20 protein-coding genes and 1 pseudogene are annotated in these 20,181 nt (G+C 53.3%); 14 read left to right on the plus strand and 7 right to left on the minus strand.

Annotated features, from left to right (window positions below; all coding sequences use genetic code 11):
* Positions 1–115 precede the first annotated feature (115 nt).
* From IPM61_15780 to rpsA, 6 genes and pseudogenes are all read right to left on the minus strand, one after another.
* Positions 116–1,681, minus strand: coding sequence for a hypothetical protein (locus tag IPM61_15780; GenBank protein ID MBK8912769.1), 1,566 nt, complete (start codon positions 1,679–1,681; stop codon positions 116–118).
* A 100-nt stretch (positions 1,682–1,781) separates the two neighbouring features.
* Positions 1,782–2,540: a hypothetical protein gene (locus tag IPM61_15785; protein ID MBK8912770.1), complete on the minus strand. Its 759-nt coding sequence runs from the start codon at positions 2,538–2,540 to the stop codon at positions 1,782–1,784.
* A 66-nt stretch (positions 2,541–2,606) separates the two neighbouring features.
* Complete coding sequence (locus IPM61_15790) at positions 2,607–2,894, minus strand: hypothetical protein (protein MBK8912771.1); 288 nt, start codon at positions 2,892–2,894, stop codon at positions 2,607–2,609.
* Positions 2,891–3,412 (minus strand): hypothetical protein, encoded by a 522-nt coding sequence (locus IPM61_15795; GenBank protein ID MBK8912772.1) that lies wholly within the window; start codon positions 3,410–3,412, stop codon positions 2,891–2,893. Before IPM61_15795 ends, IPM61_15790 begins: the two co-directional genes overlap by 4 nt.
* Before the next feature lie 11 nt (positions 3,413–3,423).
* Entirely contained in the window at positions 3,424–3,642 is a 219-nt protein-coding gene (locus IPM61_15800) for a hypothetical protein (GenBank protein ID MBK8912773.1), read from the minus strand.
* A 212-nt stretch (positions 3,643–3,854) separates the two neighbouring features.
* Positions 3,855–5,742: pseudogene (gene rpsA / locus IPM61_15805) on the minus strand (30S ribosomal protein S1).
* Here rpsA and IPM61_15810 point away from each other — a divergent pair.
* From IPM61_15810 to IPM61_15855, 10 genes are all read left to right on the plus strand, one after another.
* Positions 5,741–5,944 carry a hypothetical protein gene (locus tag IPM61_15810; GenBank protein ID MBK8912774.1) on the plus strand — a complete coding sequence of 68 codons (204 nt, stop codon included), beginning with the start codon at positions 5,741–5,743 and terminating at the stop codon, positions 5,942–5,944. The pseudogene rpsA and the gene IPM61_15810 overlap by 2 nt on opposite strands.
* Positions 5,945–6,253: 309 nt before the next feature.
* Entirely contained in the window at positions 6,254–7,063 is an 810-nt protein-coding gene (locus tag IPM61_15815) for an SDR family NAD(P)-dependent oxidoreductase (protein MBK8912775.1), read from the plus strand.
* Positions 7,064–7,240: 177 nt separating this feature from the next.
* Positions 7,241–8,209, plus strand: a complete 969-nt coding sequence (locus IPM61_15820) for a glycosyltransferase family 2 protein (protein MBK8912776.1) — start codon at positions 7,241–7,243, stop codon at positions 8,207–8,209.
* A 5-nt stretch (positions 8,210–8,214) separates the two neighbouring features.
* A complete protein-coding gene (locus IPM61_15825) occupies positions 8,215–8,985 on the plus strand; it encodes a hypothetical protein (GenBank protein ID MBK8912777.1) in 771 nt (256 codons plus the stop codon).
* A 72-nt stretch (positions 8,986–9,057) separates the two neighbouring features.
* Positions 9,058–9,861, plus strand: a complete 804-nt coding sequence (locus IPM61_15830; GenBank protein MBK8912778.1) for a class I SAM-dependent methyltransferase — start codon at positions 9,058–9,060, stop codon at positions 9,859–9,861.
* 178 nt (positions 9,862–10,039) lie between these two features.
* Complete coding sequence (locus tag IPM61_15835) at positions 10,040–10,633, plus strand: ComF family protein (GenBank protein ID MBK8912779.1); 594 nt, start codon at positions 10,040–10,042, stop codon at positions 10,631–10,633.
* A gap of 35 nt (positions 10,634–10,668) precedes the next feature.
* Entirely contained in the window at positions 10,669–12,198 is a 1,530-nt protein-coding gene (locus tag IPM61_15840; protein ID MBK8912780.1) for an NAD(P)H-hydrate dehydratase, read from the plus strand.
* The gene (vanZ, locus tag IPM61_15845) at positions 12,195–12,608 is read left to right on the plus strand and encodes a VanZ family protein (GenBank protein ID MBK8912781.1); all 414 of its coding nucleotides are present in this window, start codon (positions 12,195–12,197) and stop codon (positions 12,606–12,608) included. Before IPM61_15840 ends, vanZ begins: the two co-directional genes overlap by 4 nt.
* Positions 12,609–12,651: 43 nt before the next feature.
* Positions 12,652–13,566: a hypothetical protein gene (locus IPM61_15850; protein ID MBK8912782.1), complete on the plus strand. Its 915-nt coding sequence runs from the start codon at positions 12,652–12,654 to the stop codon at positions 13,564–13,566.
* 179 nt (positions 13,567–13,745) lie between these two features.
* The gene (locus IPM61_15855) at positions 13,746–15,116 is read left to right on the plus strand and encodes a VWA domain-containing protein (protein ID MBK8912783.1); all 1,371 of its coding nucleotides are present in this window, start codon (positions 13,746–13,748) and stop codon (positions 15,114–15,116) included.
* Here IPM61_15855 and IPM61_15860 read toward each other — a convergent pair.
* A complete protein-coding gene (locus IPM61_15860) occupies positions 15,049–16,074 on the minus strand; it encodes an IS630 family transposase (protein ID MBK8912784.1) in 1,026 nt (341 codons plus the stop codon). The genes IPM61_15855 and IPM61_15860 overlap by 68 nt on opposite strands.
* 136 nt (positions 16,075–16,210) lie before the next feature.
* Here IPM61_15860 and IPM61_15865 point away from each other — a divergent pair, with 136 nt between their 5' ends.
* From IPM61_15865 to IPM61_15880, 4 genes are all read left to right on the plus strand, one after another.
* Positions 16,211–18,142 carry an SBBP repeat-containing protein gene (locus IPM61_15865; protein ID MBK8912785.1) on the plus strand — a complete coding sequence of 644 codons (1,932 nt, stop codon included), beginning with the start codon at positions 16,211–16,213 and terminating at the stop codon, positions 18,140–18,142.
* Complete coding sequence (locus IPM61_15870; protein ID MBK8912786.1) at positions 18,091–18,453, plus strand: transposase family protein; 363 nt, start codon at positions 18,091–18,093, stop codon at positions 18,451–18,453. Before IPM61_15865 ends, IPM61_15870 begins: the two co-directional genes overlap by 52 nt.
* Before the next feature lie 190 nt (positions 18,454–18,643).
* Entirely contained in the window at positions 18,644–18,907 is a 264-nt protein-coding gene (locus IPM61_15875) for a transposase (GenBank protein ID MBK8912787.1), read from the plus strand.
* Positions 18,904–20,178, plus strand: coding sequence for a choice-of-anchor D domain-containing protein (locus IPM61_15880; GenBank protein ID MBK8912788.1), 1,275 nt, complete (start codon positions 18,904–18,906; stop codon positions 20,176–20,178). The genes IPM61_15875 and IPM61_15880 overlap by 4 nt, the downstream gene beginning before the upstream one ends.
* Positions 20,179–20,181: the final 3 nt, after the last annotated feature.

Here is a 20,181-nt window from a genome sequence, read left to right on the forward strand (position 1 = left end):
TTTCCGCTTCAAGATAGAGAAGGTTGCGCGAAGTTCGGCAGCCGAAGCCAGCGGAATCTTGAAGAAAAGAGAACAGGAAAGAGAATTGAAACGATGACGATGCCCGGCTCAGGCTTCACCACCCACCGGCCACGGAGCCGAACCACGAATGGAGCCACAGCCGCAAGGAATCGAACACCGGCGGAATCGCGCTAACGACGTTGGCCAGCAGCAACACAGCCGCAACACCCAAACGCCCACGATTGATGGAGATGCCGACGGAAGGCGGAGTGAGTGATGGAGTGAGCGATGGAGCAAGTGATGGAGTTTGCGGCGGCTGGCTGGCCCCCGGGGATTGGCGATTCCGGTAGCCGACGATTGCGATCCGCACGGCCACAGCCCACATCCCAAGCATGGCCAACGCGCCCATGGCGGCAATCCAATGGTAGCCCTGTTCGGCAAGCTCGATCAATAAAAAAGGGCGGGTGCGGAAAAGGATTCCCCACGGCAATCCGGCAAGGAGCATGAACCCGGCAAACAGCAGATGCGCATCCATCCTTTCCCCCCGCCCAATGCCTTGAAGGTCGGCAATGGTGCGGGGCGGGGCGGCGTTCCCATTGGGCGATAGCAGCAGCAGCAAGGCCAGTGCGGAGGTAATCACCCCAATCAGCATTTCCACAACATTGTGGCCGCCGCCGCCAACGCCGCCAGATAGTGGCAGAATGGGAAGGAACAGGAACGCCACAGAAACGGTGATGGAATGAACCAGCACCTGATGCAACCGCACGTGGCGAAGCATCGCCACCGTTGCAAGCAGCATCACCATCACCGTTAGCCCGCCAACGAACGGCTGCCACTGGAGTTCCGGCAGCTGGGTTGGCCAAGCCCTGCCAAGCAATCGCATCACCCCAACCATCACCCCGGTGGGGGCCAGCAGCGCAAGGAATATCCGCACCGTGAGCGGGGCAGAATCGGGGAGGTTCGGGGCCGCCGTGAACGAAGGGAACAACCCGCCACGCAACGCGATTCCCACCAGCAGCAACAGGCTTCCGCCAACGAATGGCAGCAGTGGGATTGGCGCGCTGTTTTGCGCCGTGGTGATGTTGTTGATGGTGGCGTAGTTGGTTGCCCCGGTGAACGAAGCAATCAGGCCAATCCCAACCAACATGGCCGGGGTGGCGGCGGCACTTAGCAGCACGATCCGGCGGGAGTTCCCCCCGGTTTGCTGAAGCATCCGCCACGCGGAAAGCCCAACAAGTTCAAGCCCGGCAACCAGCGTCAGTAAATCATCGGAACCAACCACCAACCACAGCCCAAGCAGCCCGCTGCAATGGAAAATAGAGGCGGGGAAATTCTGCACAGCAGCCCCGGCTCGCCACCGTGAAAGCTCGGCACCAAGCAGCGGCAGCAGCAGCGTTAGCTTGGCCACCACCACCATTGGGTCAATCATCACCATCCCATACCCCAGCGGTTGGTCCGGCCCTTTGAACAGCCATTCGGCCTTGAATGCGTTGTCGGCAAGCGGAAGCTGGATCAGCAACACCAGCACGCCAGCAACGGCATACCCCACCGCCAGCACTGCCGGAAGCTGTTCCGAAAAGGCTTGGCGGCGGGCAGCAATTGCTCCGGCAACAAACGTGGCAATCAGCAGGAACTCCGGCAAGAAGCCGTAGAGGCTGAAAAGAAGTTGGGAGGAATTCATCGGCGCAGTTCGTGGGTCAAGTAGGAGAAGGCAACGGGCGGGCTGCGGGCATTACCAACGCCGTCCCGATTGTGGATTCGGGACGGCTATTGCTTTAGCGTTACTTGCTGGAAGCGGGTTGCTGCGGTTTTATCCGTTGCTCCTGCAGCTCCGATGGCGTTGGGGCTTGTTGCGCGGCAACGTTCATCGGCTGGGCATAGACCACAAAAACGCGAGGATAGGCCTTCACGATATCCATCGGTTGCCCCCCCTTAAACGGAGCCAATGGCTTCCCTTTCACTTGCAAGCAATGGAAGACCAGCGGAGTTTTCTTGCCAATCACAAAGGGCGCAGTGTTTACCGCGTAGCTTACCCCAGCCCCCCAACGGTTGGTGTCAATGGTGAACGGCGCAGGGCGCATCAGCTCATCGGTCCCGAAACGGAAGATGAAATGCGTGGGGTGATTTGTCTGGGCATAGACGCGGATGAACTTCGGTTTGGGGCCAGCAACTTTATCCATGTACGGCAGCGTGTTCGTTCCTTCCGGAAGCTGCTCCTGCAGAACGTTTAGCCAATTGTACGTTCCTTTCAACGCACCGCTCTCCCACTCCTCCACCAGATAATTGATCTGGAAGACTTGCCCCGCCGCGCCAGAAATCGGGAACTTGTAGGCCTCGATTCCCAACGCGCTGAAGGCGTTGCGGATGTCAACTAAATCCATTTGTTGGGTGATCGGCTTGGCCGCTGGTTTTGCCGTTTTGGCCGGCTGCTTCTGCGCCCCTGCGGATTTTGGCGCAGGCGTGGTTCCGCGTGGTTGCTGGGCCAGCAGCGTGCCGCCCAAAGCAAACGTGAGGGTTAGGGTTAGGAAAAGCGTTCTCATGTTGGTGTTTGATAGTTGAGTTGGAGATAAGCAGAACAGGATGGTACGCGGTGGGGTGTGCAGGGGTTAATGATTCTGGGATTCCGTTTCCGAAAACGGACGCTGGGAGGCGCGATCCGCAACAACGTGGCGAAACAGCCCAATGCCCGCCACCAGCAACACGCACAACGGCAGCCCAGCCCAGACGATAGAGGGCCGGAAGCTGGCAAGCAGATGAAGCAGAATTGCCGCCGCGCCAATCGTCATAAGCACTTGCCCAAGCATCAACTGCGGCGCGGATTGGCGCAGCATCGCACAGCAGCCGCCAATCAGCAGAAGGCCAACGGAAAGGAGGATAAGAGGAGCGGTGCTCATTGGGCTGTGTGATGGGAGGTGGGATGGATAGACGACTGGGCCACAGAAATTGAGTTCTGGTGTGCGCCGGCGGGAATCGCCACCCGCCACACCGCAACCGAGACGGCAGCGGCAATCCAGAGCAGCAGCAGATCGGCGTCGAATAGACGCAAGGGATCGGTGGGGGTTCCTTCCAACGGCGTGCTGCTCCCCTTGTTCACGCTGCCAATCACCGCCAACAGGCCGCCGCCAACCACTCCGCAGAACAGAACCGCAATCAAACTGTTCCCCCAAGAAACAGGCTTGGAATCCTCTGCTGGCTGGCTTGGCCTTCTCCACTGCAAGCCTGCGATTGCCAGCGCAAGCACCGCCACCGCAGCAATGGCCGATCCGCCCAACGCCAGCAGCGCAGAAACACCCCCCCCTGCAATCGCCGCAGCGATGGAGGTTCCACTACTCTCCCAGTAGCCGCTGGCAACAAGCACTGCCGGCGTAACCGCCAGCACTGCAATGCTCCAGAGTAGAACCTCGCTTTCCATCACCTGTTTTTTTACAGCCCGGCCAGTTTGGCTTTGAAGTGGCGATAGGCAAAGAAGAGGGCCACCGTGGCCACCAACTCAATGATTCCAGCCACCAGGAACCATATTCTATCGAAGTCTTCCGACGGAGCTGTAAGAAGATAGAGCACGATAAACACAATGGCTGCCAGCAGATTGAAAACAGCCATAATCAGGAAGCTGGAGGCGGCGTTGGTTGGTTTGGAGGTCATCAATGTAAACGGTTGGATACTCACGCGACGGATGCCACCCTGGCATCCCGCACAATCGGGCTATGTTGACCGCTGCGAAGATACTTCAAAAACACTCTGCGGGACGGTAATGGTATGAAGCAAAGGAAGGAACGGTTGCGCCAACTACCGCAACGGCCCAACCGCCGATTGGCGATTGGGCCGTTTGCATAAACCTGCTGGCTTCCGCTCCCTTACCCTTGATTTTCCTCGCTTGCGGCCACCTCATCAACGGCTGCCTCGGCGGCTGGTGCCTCGGCAACTGGTGCTTCGGCAACTGGTGCTTCGGCAACTGGCGCTTCGGCGGCTGGTGCTTCGGCGGCTGGTGCTTCAGCGATGATCATCCCTGCTGGCTCCGACTGCGGAACCGGGTGCTGGCGATAATACTCGGCCTGCTGCTCCTGGCTACGGTTCTTCAAGGCTTCTGCTGCCGAAAGGGTGATCCGCTTCGATTCCTTATCGAACTCGATCACTTTCAGCGGAAGTTCATCGCCCACGCGGAAGAACTGGGCGATATTTTTCACCGGTGCCGAAGCAAGCTGCGAGGTTGGGACAAAGCCATCAACGCCTTGCGGAAGCTCCACCACCACCCCTTTGTCAATAATCCGAACGATCGTTCCTGCGGTTTCGCTGCCAACGGAGTAGTCGCCGGCGAACTCATCCCACGGGTTCATGTTCAGCTGCTTGTGGCCCAAGCTGATGCGGCGTTGATCCGGTTCAACACCAAGCACAATCACGTCAAGCTCTTGCCCTTTCTTCAGTGCTTCCCCTGGGTGGCGCAGCTTCTTGGTCCAGCTTAAATCGCTGATGTGAACAAGGCCATCAACCCCTGGCTCAAGCTCCACAAACACGCCAAAGTTGGCAAGATTGCGGACAATCCCTTTGTGGATGGAGCCAAGCGGATATTTCTGCATCAGCTCGCTCCATGGATCCGGCTCAAGCTGCTTCATTCCCAGCGAAATCTTCTTCTCGTCCTTGTCAATATTCAGGACCTGGACCTCGATATTTTGGGCCCAACGAGACGACCTGCGATGGGTGCTTCACGTGTTGGGTCCAGGACATTTCGGAGATATGGATCAGGCCTTCGATGCCCCGTTCAATCTCGATGAATGCACCGTAATCGGTAAGCGACACCACTTTGCCGGTGATCCTGCTGCCAACAGCGATTTTCTCATCAATCTGCTCCCACGGGTGCGGGGTCAGCTGCTTCAAGCCCAGGGAGATGCGGCGGCGTTCTTCGTCGAAGTCCAGCACCACAACTTTGATGGTTTCATCAAGCTGGACAACCTCCGACGGGTGATTGACGCGGCCCCACGAGAGGTCGGTGATATGGACAAGGCCATCAACCCCGCCCAGGTCAACGAACACACCGAAGTCGGTGATAGCCTTGACGATACCTTCCAGCACCAGGCCTTTCTCCAGCTTCGCAAGGATTTCCTGGCGTTGTTCGGCAAGGTTTTCTTCCAGAAGGACTTTGTGGGAGACCACAACGTTTTCGTTCGGGTGGTTGACTTTCACCACACGCACGTCAAGGTCGCGGCCAAGCAAGGCATCGAAATCGCGCACGGGGCGCACATCCACTTGCGAACCTGGAAGGAAGGCATCCAGCCCAAGCAGATCCACCACCAATCCACCTTTGATGCGGCGAGTAACCTTCGCTTTCAAGATTTCTTGGTTTTCGTAGGACTTCATGATCTTATCCCAGATGCGCATGAAGTCGGCCCGTTTGCGGCTTAGCAGCAGCTTGCCATCGGTGTCCTCCACTTTTTCGAGATAGACCTCAATTTCGTCGCCGGCCTTCAAGTCTTCGATATTCGCGAACTCGCTGCGTGGGACAATGCCTTCGGACTTAAAGCCGATATCAATCGAGACTTCGTCATCGTTCACCAGCACCACGCGGCCTTTGATGATCTCATGTTCGGTAAGATCGCCGAGTGTGCCTTCGTACATCTTCATCATGTCGCTATACTCATCAGCCGAGTAATCGCTGTGGCGACGGAAGCGTGCCTCGTTCCGCTTTGCATTGAAGCTGTGGCGCAAGGTCTTTTTCTGGTCCTTCCCGTTCTGTGTGGATTCAGCCATGATCGTGCCTTCCATGTGGTACATACCCCTAAAACTTCCATTCCATGGCGTAGCATGGGGGTTAGAAGCGTCGCGTTTGGTTGCGGCCTTGCAGGTGGTTTCCGTTGCCGGGCTGCCGGTTGCTTGGCTTGCCATGAGACGAATGGCAAGCACGCGGCGGCGGAATCTGCGGCGTTCCCTTAGCGAGTCCCCGTTTCGCTAATGCGTGCGTCCCAGCACGGACATTGGCGAGAGGCGGGTAACAAAAGTGGTTAACGTTGAATGTTTTGTTGATCGTTATCCGGCAGCCAGTGCCACCCTGTTGGATGTCCCAAATGGCGAACCCAAGCAGGGGTGGCACTTCCCTATCTTTTCGCACCTTTTGGTGCAAGGAAAAGCCTGCAAAGATAGGCTTTGCGGGGCGGCCCATGCAACCCTATTGCCAGGGAAAATCCCGCAAAGAAGGGCTGCCGAACGCACTTTTACGATTCTCGTCAAGGTGGGCAACCTTCTGGGAAGCGATCTTGCCGGTATGCCAACTCAACGAATTATTCTGACCGGAGCCAGCAGTGGGATTGGGGCAATCTTGGCGGTTGAGTACGCCAAACAATGCTGCAAACTGCTGCTGGTGGCGCGGCGAAAAGATCGGCTGGAATCGGTTGCTGCGCAGGTTGCCGCCGCCGGGGGCGAAGCCATTATTCTTGCTGCCGACGTCACAGAACCGGAAACCGCCGCCACCGCCGTGGATCTGGCAGTGCAAGCATGGGGCGGGGTTGATCTGGTGATTGCAAACGCCGGAACCAGCAGCCCACAATGGTTCAATTCCTTCGATGCCGCCGATGCCGAACAGACCATGCGCGTGAACTGGTTCAGCCTTGTCCGAATGGTTCAGGTGGTAATCCCCCTGTTCCGCCGCCAGGGGGGCGGAACGTTCGTGGCGATCAGCTCACTTGCGGGATACCGCGGGATGCCTGGCTCCGGCCCCTACAACGCCAGCAAAGCCGCCGTCACCACGCTGATGCAAAGCCTACGGACCGAAGTGGTTGGCACGCCAATCCGGCTCCTGACCATCAGCCCCGGATTTATCCGCACCCCAATGACCGACAAAAATGAATTCCCCATGCCCTTTTTGATGGAGCCGGAACAGGGTGCGCGCCGAATCATGGCAGCGATTGCCAAGGGGAAATCGGAGTATCGCTTCCCCGCCCGCCTTAGCGCGGCAGTGCGGTTGCTACAATGGATGCCGAACTGGTTGTTCGACCGTTTGATGAACAAGCTGCGCCCCAACCCTCGCGATGCATCCCCCTCCGTTGCCGAACCCAACGCCCGCCGCCGCCGCTAAGCAATCCCGCCGATTCCTCTGTTACGGTGTGACATCACGGGGGAAAGGGTGATCTATTCAGGGAAACGTGGGTACCGAGTGAAACGTGCGGCAATTGTTTCAGCCAATCCCGCTTCCGTATCTTCGCCCGCCATGAACAGACCCAGAGGGGAATATCCCCCTTCAGAAAACCTATCCATGCAAGCCAGTTTGCACGCCGACCCGCAGCAGCATCTGCCCACAATCAGCGTGGTGATCCCCCTTTTCAACGAGGAAGAATCACTGCGTGAACTTGGCAAACGGCTGGAAACGACCTTGCAGCAGATGGCCGGCGAACGCTACGAAGTCATCTTCGTGGACGATGGCTCGCGCGATGGCTCATTTTCGGTGATCCAAGAACTCCACCGGAAAAACCCGCGCTTCCAGGCCATTCGTTTCCGCACGAATTATGGGAAATCGGCAGCCCTCTCCGTTGGGTTTGCGAAGGCTCGCGGCCAGTTCGTGTACACCATGGATGCGGACCTGCAAGATGACCCTGCCGAACTTCCTGCCATGATGGAAAAACTGGAAAGCGGCTACGACCTTGTAAGCGGCTGGAAAAAACGGCGGCATGATCCGTGGCATAAAACCATGCCAAGCAAGCTCTTCAATAAAGTGGTGCAAACCGTCACCAAGCTGAAGATTCACGACTTCAATTGCGGGCTGAAACTTTACCGCAGCGAAGTCCTGCCGCAGCTAAGCGTTTATGGCGAGATGCACCGGTACCTTCCGGCACAAGCGCACTGGCAAGGGTTTCGGGTGGCCGAGCTTCCGGTGACGCACCATGCGCGGAAGCACGGGGTAAGCAAGTTCGGCGTAAGCCGGTTTCTGAAAGGCTACCTTGATTTGCTGACGCTGCTGCTGACCTTCCGATACTCCACCCGCCCGCTCCACGTTTTTGGAACAATTGGGACCATCGTCGCGCTTGTCGGATTCTTGATTGACCTTTGGCTAAGCATCGAGTGGTTCCTGGGGATGACCTCCTTAACCAACCGCCCGCTGGCGTTGTTGGGGGTGCTGCTGATTATCGTGGGGGTGCAGTTGGTATCAATCGGGCTGATTGGCGAGATGATCGCAAAAAACTCGCTGGACAACGCCCGCTACTCCATTCGCGAAATTTTAGAATAAACCGTATGCAAAGATTCTTGCTCGTCCGCCGCTTGGCGATTGGTGCGCTGCTGCTGATGCTTGGCGCGGCAACCGCCAGCAATGCCCAATGGAGTGCGCGCCCCTCAATCGGCGTGCAGACAATGTGGTTCAACGGCGACAACGCTATCCGCCAACCAATCAGCCCCGGCACCGCCCGCGAGCTTCCGCTTGGCGGGGGCATGAACGGAACCCACCCGGGATTGCAATTGCAGCTGGACCTTCTTCCCTCCAACGAAAGTTCGTTCCGATTTCCGATCTCCCTTGAGGCCTTCTCACTGGTTGGAAAAACCACCTTTGCGGCAACCCCCGACGTTGACAAACGGAAGCGGCGGTGGCTGTTCCGGCATTCTGCCGAGGTCTATTCGGTGGGCGCAGGGGTGACGTATAATTTGGTTGGCGGCCTGCCAAGCCTGTACGTCAGCGGGCAAGGGAAAGTCAATTTCATCACAAGCTCGGACCTTCTTTCACGGATTTATTACTCCGATAATGGCTCGGTAATTGTGGAACGAACCGTCCACCCCGACACAGCCAATAAAACACGGTTCGGAGCCTATCTGGAAATTGGTTCCCAAGTGGAGTTTTTCGAGCCATTGCTTCTTGATTTCAGCATCGGCTACGGCGCGCTCAATATTGGCGGAAGGGATACCGATCCCGTAACCCAGCGGAATTTATTGGTAGTGGACAACCAACGCCGCGACCCCGAAGCAATTATTGGGTTTGTGGGGGTGAACTTCAGCATCATTTGGAAATTATAACTCCGCGCCCGCCGATAGCCCGATTGATAAAAAAAACATCAGTAACCAAACACCGATTCCCGCTTTTCAATGATGCTGTCAACCGTAAATTCTTTTGATTTTATTGATGCTACCGATAAATATTTGTGGGGGTATATGTATGGCCTTTCGCGGGAGTATATCATTGATTATTTGGAGTCGAAAAACGTTCCGATTTCGGGCGCAAAAATTATTGAGATTGGATGCGCCGAAGGGGGAAATCTTTGCGCAATGGCCGAGCGGGGCGCGGCAGAACTTGTGGGGACCGATATCAACGAGCCGCGGCTGGTCCACGCCAAGCAGATTGCCGAGAAATTAGGGCTTGATATCACCTACAGCACGCACGACGTTATCTACGATGAGCCGCTGCCGGAGTGGATTGGCCATTTTGACATCGCCATGCTCCGTGACGTTATCGAGCATTTGGACGATGCCGAAATTGCCTTGCGAAATATCCGCCGCATCCTGAAGCCAGGCGGGGTTTTATATGTCACCTTCCCCCCCTACTACTCTGCTTTTGGCGGGCACCAGCAAACGTTGGTGAATTGGTCCAGCAAAGTCCCGTTTATGCACCTTTTGCCGAAGCCGATTTTTGAAAAAATGATTGCAAGCGGACGACCCGCCGACCAAGTGGAGGTGCGCCGCCTGCGCGACATTCGGATGACAACGAATAAACTGCGCAAGGCCGCCGCTGCTGCCGGTTATTCCATTGCCGACGAGAAGCTCTATCTTATCCGCCCGGTGTATAAAATGAAATTTGGGATGAACCCAATTGGGGCAAATTTCCTGAAGCCTTTGCCGGGGCTGCGTGATATTGTGGCGTTGGAGGCCGGGTATATTCTGAAAAATCGCGAGTAATTCCCGATGAGTACGGTCGCAACCTTGTTCCATCATGCATCTGCGCAATGATTTTCTTCACCTTTTAGCACCAGCCTTATGCCCGGGCTGCGACGACCCATTACCCGAGCAGAAGGTTGGATATTGCTACGCCTGCCGAGCCTCCCTTACCCCCGCCCCTTTCCCTCGCGATTTATTCATGGATTTGCTTCAACATTTTGACAGCGACCACCTTGCGATTTTCGCAATCGGCGCGCTGTATTTATTCGAGCAAGATTCGCCAGTGCAGCGGATTATCCACGCGCTGAAATATCAAGGTTGCTACGATTTAGGGGTTGAGCTTGGCAAGGAATTGGGCGCAACCATCAAGATGTTCCCCGAATTTCACGGGGTTGATGCGGTGGTCCCGGTTCCGCTGCACCACGCACGGCGGCGCGAACGGGGATATAACCAGGCCGAGGCAATTGCAACCGGCGTTGCGCACGCTTTTTCGGTGGAGCTTTTGACCGACCGCTTGCACCGCAGCCGCCACACCATCAGCCAAACCAGCTTGAACGCAAAAGAACGCCAGCGCAACGTGCAGAACGCATTTGCCGCACGCAACGAATCGCTGGCCGGGCGGACCGTCCTGCTGTGCGATGACGTTTGCACCACCGGCGCAACGCTGAACATCTGCGCCGACCGACTTTTGTCCGCCGGAGCGAAACGTGTGGTTGCGGCGACGGCGGCCAAGGACCTTGTTGCCAATTTCAACGCTCCCAAAACCGACGTTTCGCAATTGCTGTTCCCGTAGATGGATATTTCCCGCTCTCAATCTTTCCTGCCGCCATGCAGCCTATCCTGACCGCCGCCGAAATGCGCGCCGCCGATTCCAAGGCAATCCACCGCTACGGCATTCCCAGCCTTGTGCTGATGGAGAATGCTGCGCGGGGGGTGATAGATGCAATGGCCGCCCGATATGGCTCGCTATCGGGAAAGCGCATTTTGGTTATCTGCGGCAAAGGGAACAACGGTGGCGATGGGCTTGCGATTGCTCGGCTGGCCACGATTGCCGGGGCCAGGGCCACCGCCGTTTTGCTGTTTGCGCCGGACCAACTTTCCCCCGATGCTTCGGCCCAGCTTTCCATTGTTCGCGCCATTGCGGCCAATCACGCTCTTGCTTGGGAGGATGAAGGGTGGATGAGGGAGCGATACGACATCATTGTTGACGCGGCACTTGGCATCGGCGGCGGCGGCACACTGCGCCCGCCAATCAGCAGCGCGGTGGAGTGGATGAACCAGCAACCTGCCGAAATCGTTGCCGTGGATCTTCCCACAGGCGTTGATGCCGACACCGGCGAAGCCCCCTTAGCCGCAGTGCAAGCCAACCTGACGGTGACGCTTGGAGCATGGAAACCTGGGTTGCTTCTGCGCGATGGTCCCAACCATTCCGGCGCGGTGGTGGTTGCCCACATCGGCGCGCCGCGTGCGGTGTATGCCAACAGCAGTTTGCAGCTGCTGGATCGCCAGCTTGCGGCAAGCCTTCTTCCCTCTATTCCCCATGCGCGGCACAAGTACAGCCGCGGGTCCGTGATGGCGATTGCTGGCGCACGCGGGATGTCCGGCGCGGCGATATTGACCGCAACAGCAGCGATGCGGGCCGGGGCGGGATTAGTGGTGCTGGGGATGCCAGAAGGGATCGCACTCCCCCACCCCCTTCCCCCGGAATTGATGACGCGAACGCTCCCTTCCGACAGCAACGGGGCGTTCGATTCGGGAAATGGGATTGAGGGGTTGTTGAACGATCTTCCCCGCTTTGCCACGCTTGCGGTTGGCCCCGGCGTGTCACGCTCCGAAGGTGTGGCAACGTTCGTGCGCCAGCTTGTTGAAGCAAGCCCAATCCCCACGGTGTTGGATGCCGACGGGCTGAACGCTTTTGCCGGAAACGCTGCGGGCTTGGCCAACCGAAAAGCCCCGTTAGTAATTACGCCACACCACGGCGAAATGGCGCGGCTGCTGGCAACCAAGAAAGAAGAAGTTGGGGCAAACCCGATTGCCACGGCCAGGCAAGCTGCGGCCACAACCGGCGCGATTGTTGTGCTGAAAGGCGCGCCAACAGTGGTTGCCGCCCCCAGTGGATCCGCGTGGATTCTTCATGCCGGAAACCCCGGCATGGCAACCGCCGGAAGCGGCGATGTTCTTACCGGAACCATTGCTTCGCTGATTGCTCAATTGGGCGATTCGCTTGCGGGCGCGTTGCTGGGGACGTTTCTCCACAGCCATGCCGGAGACCTTGCCGCAGCAGCCATCGGCCAGCGAAGCATGATCGCCAGCGACCTTATCACACATCTACCAGAAGCCTACAACACCCTTCAATGAGCAACCGCCGCGCCACGGATTTCCTGCAGCTTGTGCTCCCCCTTATCGCCCACTGCGCCACGATTTACTACGTCAGCTCGCTCCCCTCACCCCCCACCCCCGACTTGGGTTTTGATTGGGGGGATAAGGTGGTTCACGCAGGGGCATTTGGGCTGATGGGATTGCTTGCCGTCCGCGCCGCACGGTGGTTTGCCGAAGGAAAGACGTTGGCACGTTGGATCACCGTGGGGCTGCTCTTCTGCTGTATCTATGCCGGATTGGATGAGGTTCATCAATCCTACGTCCCGGGCCGCGATGCCGACGTGATGGACTGGGTGGCCGACATTGTTGGGGCCGCGCTTGCTGGCGAAGCAATTTGGCTGATCCGCCGAACGGGATGGGGCGCGGCGTTGTTCAATCCAAGCACCTAACTTCCCCCTTGCTCCCCCACCATTCTTCCCCTATGTTATGGCCATGAGAAATCAGCTTTTTGCGGTGGCGCTGGTTGCCACGCTCTTTCAGTGTTGCCCACTTTCTGCGCAGCAGCAATCGCTATCGGGCCACCTGAGTTTGGATATTCCTGCAATCGGCAATGCCGCCGAAGCGATGCCGCCACACGCTCCCCACCTTGCGGGCAATGTGGAAGGGAAATCGGTGTGGATTGCTGGTGGGTTATCGCTGCTGGTTCCGGGGGCTGGGCAGGTGTATGCCGAAGCTCCGTGGTGGCGTGCGGTGGTTTATGGTGCGGCGGAGGTGGCGGGCTGGACCATCTTCGGGGTTTATCAGGCAAAAGGGAACGACGCAACAACGGCGTTCGAGCAGTTCGCCGACCAGCATTGGGACGTTACGCGGTACATCGGTTGGATTGAGGCGAATTACCAGCAGTGGAGCGACCAGCAGATTGATAAAACAGCGGCGGCGGAGGCATTGGCCAACATCTACCGTTCGGACGACCCCACGATTTCCCCCTGGGAGCGGGTTGATTTCCAGCAACTACGCAAGTTGGAATCGGCCGTGAAGGATGACTTCACCCACACCCTTCCGAACCATGGCGAGCAGCAGTATTACGAGCAGATTGGGAAGTACGTCCAATACCGCGCCGGCTGGGATGACCACATCGCCGAAGGTGACACGGCCATCTACAACCCCAGCCGCGTCACCCAACGCAACCATGACTACACCCTTCTGCGGCTTGATGCGAACAACCTGCTGAGCTACGCCCAAACGGGGATTACGATTGTGGCAATCAACCACATCGTAAGCATGCTGGACGCAGCCCTAACCGCCCACGCCCACAACATCAGAATCAAATCAGAACTGAAAGGAATGCTGCAACCAAACGGAGAGCTGGAGATGGTGCCGATGGTGAGGGTGGGGGTGGGGTTTTAGGTAGGTTCCGCACGTTACAGCGCATCCACCTCTGGTTGATATTTTTTTTGGAGCCTTAGAATTGCCTTGCAAAGGTGCATAGCATTTGTACTATCTTGACTACAGTTAAGCAATTCCCTGTTCCCTGCCCTCCCGCTTAGGTAAGACTCATCATCAACACAACTCTGTCGGAGGTCACCATGCGAGCGATGTTCGTGCTATGTATCCTTGCCTTATCGGCAACCCATAGCTATGCCCAAGACTTAGCATTCTTTAATATCACACACTGGGAGAACCTGGTTAAAAAGGCGAAGTTTTTCGCACATGATTCTGCTGGGAAACAGCAATACCCAACAGTAGCTGATGTATCTATCACTGAAGATGGTCTCCCTGTCAATCTGATTTCGGTAGTCTCACCTTCCCCCACCCCCTACAAGCCACTTTCCACTGTGCTTGTGTTTGATATTGCCACCGTAACAGTCACCGATACAGGAAGCATTCCCAATATCAGATTTGCAAAAGCAGCAGCCCAGACATGGATCAATAAAATTGTGCCATACGAGAGCCAATGCGCAATTTCAGGATTCAGGAGGAAGTATTCTCTTAATCAAGATTTCACATTCAACAAAGCAAAGCTGCTGGCAGCCACTGAGCGGCTGCAATCAAGCAGCGACAGGAATATTGAGGAGGCTTTGATAAGCAACCGAGTATCAGCATTGCAATTGACAAAAAACGCCAATTATAAAAGCATCATCATTCTATTAACGGATAGCTATCAACCCCACCTGAATACAAGTGAGATTATTGCAGAAGCAAAACGGCAAAATTGCACTATTTACACAGTAACAATAGGATTACCAACGTCCGATTCTCTGCAAAAGATCAGCAAGGAGACAGGGGGCAAATGGTTCGATGCCATCACTTCAATAGAGCAAGTACAAAAGGCATATCGAGAAATATATTACCATGCTCAAGGCCATCAACCTTGTGAAATATCATGGGTTGGTAGTGCGCAATGCTTTACCGACCAACGGACGGCCTCACTACAATGGAATGGAAAGACAGCAACAGTTTCTTATTACTATGGGAGTTCGCACATCCTCCCCAACCAGAAAGGGTTGTTCTTTAATTCGAAGTTACCCGGTAAAAAATATGACACAACCATCAAGCTCACCGCAAGAAATATAAATATTGCTATTTCGCAGATAACCAGTTCAAACCCAGCGTTCGATATCAACCCAAAGCAGCTCACTCTTTATGGTGCAATCGGCCAAAACTTAGTTGTCAGCTATACCCCAACGGATAGCAGTTATGCGTGGACCCAATTCACATTACATTCTGATGTTTGCCGCTACACATATTTTGCAAGCGGAGGTTTTCCATCAGTAAGCCTAAAGCAACCAACGCTTTCATTAACCAAGCCAACTGATAATATTTTAGTTGCCGGAAGCAATACCGAAGTTGCTTGGAACGGTATACTCACTGCAAAGAGGTTTGCGAAAATCAGAGCACGTGGAAATTCAGGGTTAGAAGTCTCTCTAACTCTGGGCGGTACTCCTCAATATCGTTGAAAAATCTTCGGATAGCTCCACGAAATTCATCCTTCGTTTCATAATACCTCCTGTCTATTACCTTCTTCCTCATGTATTTCCATAATCGCTCAATTAAATTCAAATTCGGTGAGTAACTCGGCAAAAATACCTGCTCTATTCGCGATGATGATAACCACTCCCGCAAACGACGACTCCGATAGTATCTCGCGTTGTCGCAAATCACTCTGATCCTTCCACTCGGATGCTTCCGCTCTAAGGCTGCATACAACTCAATCGTTGATTCACTATCCACCCGCTCGCTTTCCACCACCTCCACATCTCCCACATCATGCGCGTTCAATGCCGCGTTGATGTTCACACGTTCCCGACCCGTGTTCGATCGCACTTCATACCGACTCCCCGACTTGATCCACCCGTAACTGCTCCGTGTGTTGTGCTGAGGATGCACCGCATCACTGAAATACACTACCCCACCTTCCTCGCCTTCACCCCTATCAGCAAGCAATCCCGCCAGACGTTCAAGAAATTCCTCCTGCTCCGCTCGATTCCCCTTCTGGAGCACCAGACTCGTCTTCTTGTACACAAAGCCCAGACGCTTCAGCAATGCTACCATCCCGCTCTCCGTATATCGCACACCATAACGCTCGCACACCAACTCCACCACCTCCTTCGATGTATGATGCAGATGTCCCTCCAGTTCCTTCGATACAGCTGATGCCTGTTCACCGCTCAGCTTCCCACCATAGCACACATACTTGTCTTCTATGTAATCCTCAAAGCTCTTTGATGCTCGATACCCTTCGGCATACCGATATATCGTCGAATTATCAACACCCAACGCAAAGGCCGTCTCGCCAACGCTAAATCCCCCGTCAAGCATCAGCAGCGTCGTGATCTTCACATACCGACGCTTCTCTTTCTCCATTCGCTGCAATTTCCGCAGTTGTGTCCGTAATTCCTCCGTAAGTTCTATCATCTCTTCCCTCTATCTATTCAATGACTACTATCTTTTCCCTAACGTAACCCCATCATCCCTTTTTCGCAAACTACTTTATTTCGAGTATATCTCACCAGATGACGGAATTACGCTTGAGTATTCAAGTGATAGTGGCATGGCATGGAACCCTATAGTCAGGAATGCTAGGGGAGGGAAATATCTGTGGCGTGTCCCGAATATTGAATCGAATTCTTGCTTGCTTCGCGCAAGGCAAGCATTATTCGGCATCTCTCAGCAACCTCACCAATGGCCTCAAAGGATAGGAGGCCCAAAATCCGAGAGCGTTAGCGGGATTGTAGCGGATAACGCTGGCCATATTTTTATTGCTGGTTACTCAACAGGGGAAATCACAGATTTTGGAAGCTCTGCATTAAAAACTTCCGGCGGTTATGTAGCCAAATACAGCACCGATGGAAGGCGTATTTGGGTAGTACAGTTTACTGGTATTCCTTCGAATGCGGGGAAAGGTATAGCTATTGATAACGCAGGCAATCTGGTAATAACAGGTCGTTTTTTCAATAAAATGGATATTGGAGACACCAGCCTTACTGCTGTCGGCGGTGCAGATATTTTTGTAGCAAAATTTGATTCTGATGGCAATCTACAATGGGCTACCCAAGCTGGGGGAATTGACCCCGACCAAAGTCAAGCTGTTACTACTGACAAGCAAGGGAATATATACATCACTGGTAGCTTTTTTAAAAGGGCTTCGTTTGGTGAATACGAGTTGATAAATACCCTAATCGAAAGAAATGACACCGCGAATTACTTCCGAAGCTACGAGAATGCCTTTGTTGCCAAGTACTCAAAAGACGGCAAGATTGTTTGGGTGAAAAAATTTGATGGCATTTCGAATACATCACGTGATGCAGTGTATGGGGGCGGCATTTCCATGGATGCTTCAGGAAATTTAATAGTGATCGGCAATTTTAATGGATGGATCAAGTATGATACAACATTGTTCTACAGCCATAGTGAAGAGGATGTTTTCATAGGAAAATTTACTACAGATGGAGAGTTAATTTGGCTTGATCATTATGGGATTCCCGGTGTCAGTACACCGATATTTTTTGATGCATTGACAATTGATTCAGCTAACAACATCATTCTTACTGTTTCAATAAACTATCGAGGTTATTTACTGAAGTTCAATACAGATGGGGATAGATTACTGGGGCAATATATGCCTTCAAGATTTTATCAAAACCGTCATGAAATATACCCGCCACAGAGTTCTATAGTTTCGGATAAATATGGGAATATATTTTTAATATGCTCTCTTATTAGCAAAACCAATATTGGTATTGACACATTACCTCGAAACAATTATGAAGGGAACACATTGGTTTCAAAGATTCATCCAGATGGAACGTATGAATGGTCCACTGTCATTGGCAGTAGCGAATCTGGGACTAGCAGAAGCATTACACTTGACTCCTTGAATAACATCTTCGTTGCTGGTGGGTTTCACAATACTGGCAATTTTCTTGATTCCCAGATGACCACTGTCAAGTATGAGGACGTTTTCATTTCTCAAGTAATGGATATTACAGCCAACAGTACTTTGTCTAATATTTCTTTTCAAATAAAAAAATCAAAGGTAGCGAGCAAAGACGTTGATTTTGGGAATGTTGGTGCTGGCTATCAAAAGGATACCGTGATTCAAGATTTCATCCGAAATATTGGTTCCTACCCTATTAGCGTTCTCGCTATTGATATTCTTGGTGAGCAGGCTGCGACTTTTACTATCACTTCCCCACCTCCACCATTTACTATTGCTCCTAATACTTCTTACCCAGTTGAGCTTAGATTTCTCCAATCAAGTACCGGATTGAATTCAGCACAGATCCGCATTATTACTCAGTCAGACACGATTATTCAGCAGATTCAAGGTAAGGTTATATCCCCGGCATTAAGGCTTGCTGATTCAGTAGACCTCTTTCAAAAGTCTAGATTACGGGTTATGTTTGGGGTCAACCAATATAAGGAAGAAGGATGCGCTACGCAGAGATTTGTGATCGTTCACCGGAACAATTTCGACGCTTAACGGGTGTGTTGCCGACAACCTTCGAGGCAATGCTCAAGGTCATTCGTGCAGCACGGCGAGAGTTTGGTCGCCCACCGAAACTGGTGTTGGCCGATCAGCTGTTGTTGACGCTGCTGTATTGGCGTGAGTATCGAGCGCAATATCACCTTGCAGCGGATTTTGGGATCAGCGAACCGACCTCGGCCGGATCATTCGGCGAGTGGAGGATGAACTCCCCAGAGCAAAGAGTTTCAATTGCCGCGGCCGCAGCCGCGAGGCGGGGACATAGAATTTGCCGTGATCGTGATCGATGCGACAGAAAGCCCGATTGAACGGCCAAAAAAAAAGCAAAGGGAGGACAAGCGGGAAAGGATGCCACACAATCAAGACGCAGGTAGCCATGGCGTTGGGAAGTCGTCGGATCCTCAAGACAGAGTTTGGGGTTGGAAGCCAGCATGATTTCTCGTTATTGAAGCAGTGTGTGGGTCGGGGGTATAAGCGATTGTTGGGGAGTGGGAGTTGTTGGATGGCGGATTTGGGATATCTGGGGTTATCGAAGATCCAGAGCAACGTATGGTTGCCGCACAAGCGGCGGAAGGGGGAGCATTAGGGGATTGGGAGAAGGAGGAGAATCGTGAGCATTCGCGGAAGCGGATCGTGATTGAGCATGTGTTTGGTCGGTTAAAGGTGTTCAAGATCATAGCGGAGAAGTATCGAAATCGTCGCAAGCGATTTGATGTGAGATTCAACCTCATCGCCGCCATCCATAATTTTGAACTCCCTTGAAAACTACTTTTGAAAGAGGTCTAGTAATTGAATTCGGTCAAGTACGAGTTGGAGAGAAGAAAACCCTTATGAATAGCATCCAAATAATAAATGTTGGGCCAAGCCCACAAACCATTGTTGGGGCTTACATTGATGATGCTGGAGATAGTGTCGTTTCTATTCCGGATTCCCTGTTTCCCATAACTATCCAGCCTAACGAAGGTAAAAACTTTCCAATTGAATTTTTCCCTTCCGATGTTGGCTTTATGAGCCGCCAACTCCACTTTATTGTGGGAAACGATGATGCCACTCTAACAGCACAGCTCATTGGCGAAGGGATCAATCCGTACTTCCATCAATTGACTAAAGAGATTGATTTTGGGCAAGTTCTTGGCTTTACTTCCCGAGATACGCTTCAAGCAATCATGATTAGGAACAACAGTGATAGCACCATAACCATCACAAACTGGCTGGTTCGTGGCTTCAATTCATCCGATTTCAGTGCTATCTCTACCTCTCCTTTGGTGCTTAAGCCAAACGATACTGCTAAAATTGATCTTCGATTTACGCCTTCAGATGTCAATCTGAGGAATAGCCAACTTTTCCTTGAATATGAAGGGGCTGGCTCTCCTATTGTAGTCAGGTTGCTTGGGGTTGGAATAAACCCATATTTAGCTATTGTTAATCCTGTTATTGATTTTGGCACAAAAAGGGACGGAATGATAACGGACTCGCTCCAAATACCAACTGTTGTCAACATTAATTCTTTACCACTTACTATAACAGATGTACGTACTACCACTCTTTATAACTATCAGGATTTCACTTTTGAAGTACTTAACAAATCTGTTCCTTTTGTACTTATGCCAGGAGATACCGCGAAGACCGACGTAAGGTTTACAGTGTCGCAAGGCTCTGCATTATTGTCCCAGATGTTATTTGAGTATGATGGCATTGGCTCTCCGACAATTATTAGGCTTAAAGGGCGATTAGACCCTCGCGATTACGTTGGCGTTCCTACTACCAACGATGAAGAAAACAGCATTCGGATATCGCCAAATCCATCTTTCAACCAAGCAAGCCTTCAGGTGAGTTTATCTATGTCGGAAAATGTCAAGATTTTAATTGCTGATTTGCTTGGGCAGCAAGTTAAATCCATCTACTCTGGAGAGTTACAAGGTGGTGAGAACTCGATTTCTTTTAATACCAGCGATTTACCAACAGGAGCCTACTATGTAATGGTTGCAACACCAAAGCGCAAGTTCGTTCAACAGTTAATTATTGAACGATAATTC

The organism is Chlorobiota bacterium, assembly GCA_016710285.1.
Classification (GTDB): domain Bacteria; phylum Bacteroidota; class Ignavibacteria; order OLB7; family OLB7; genus OLB7.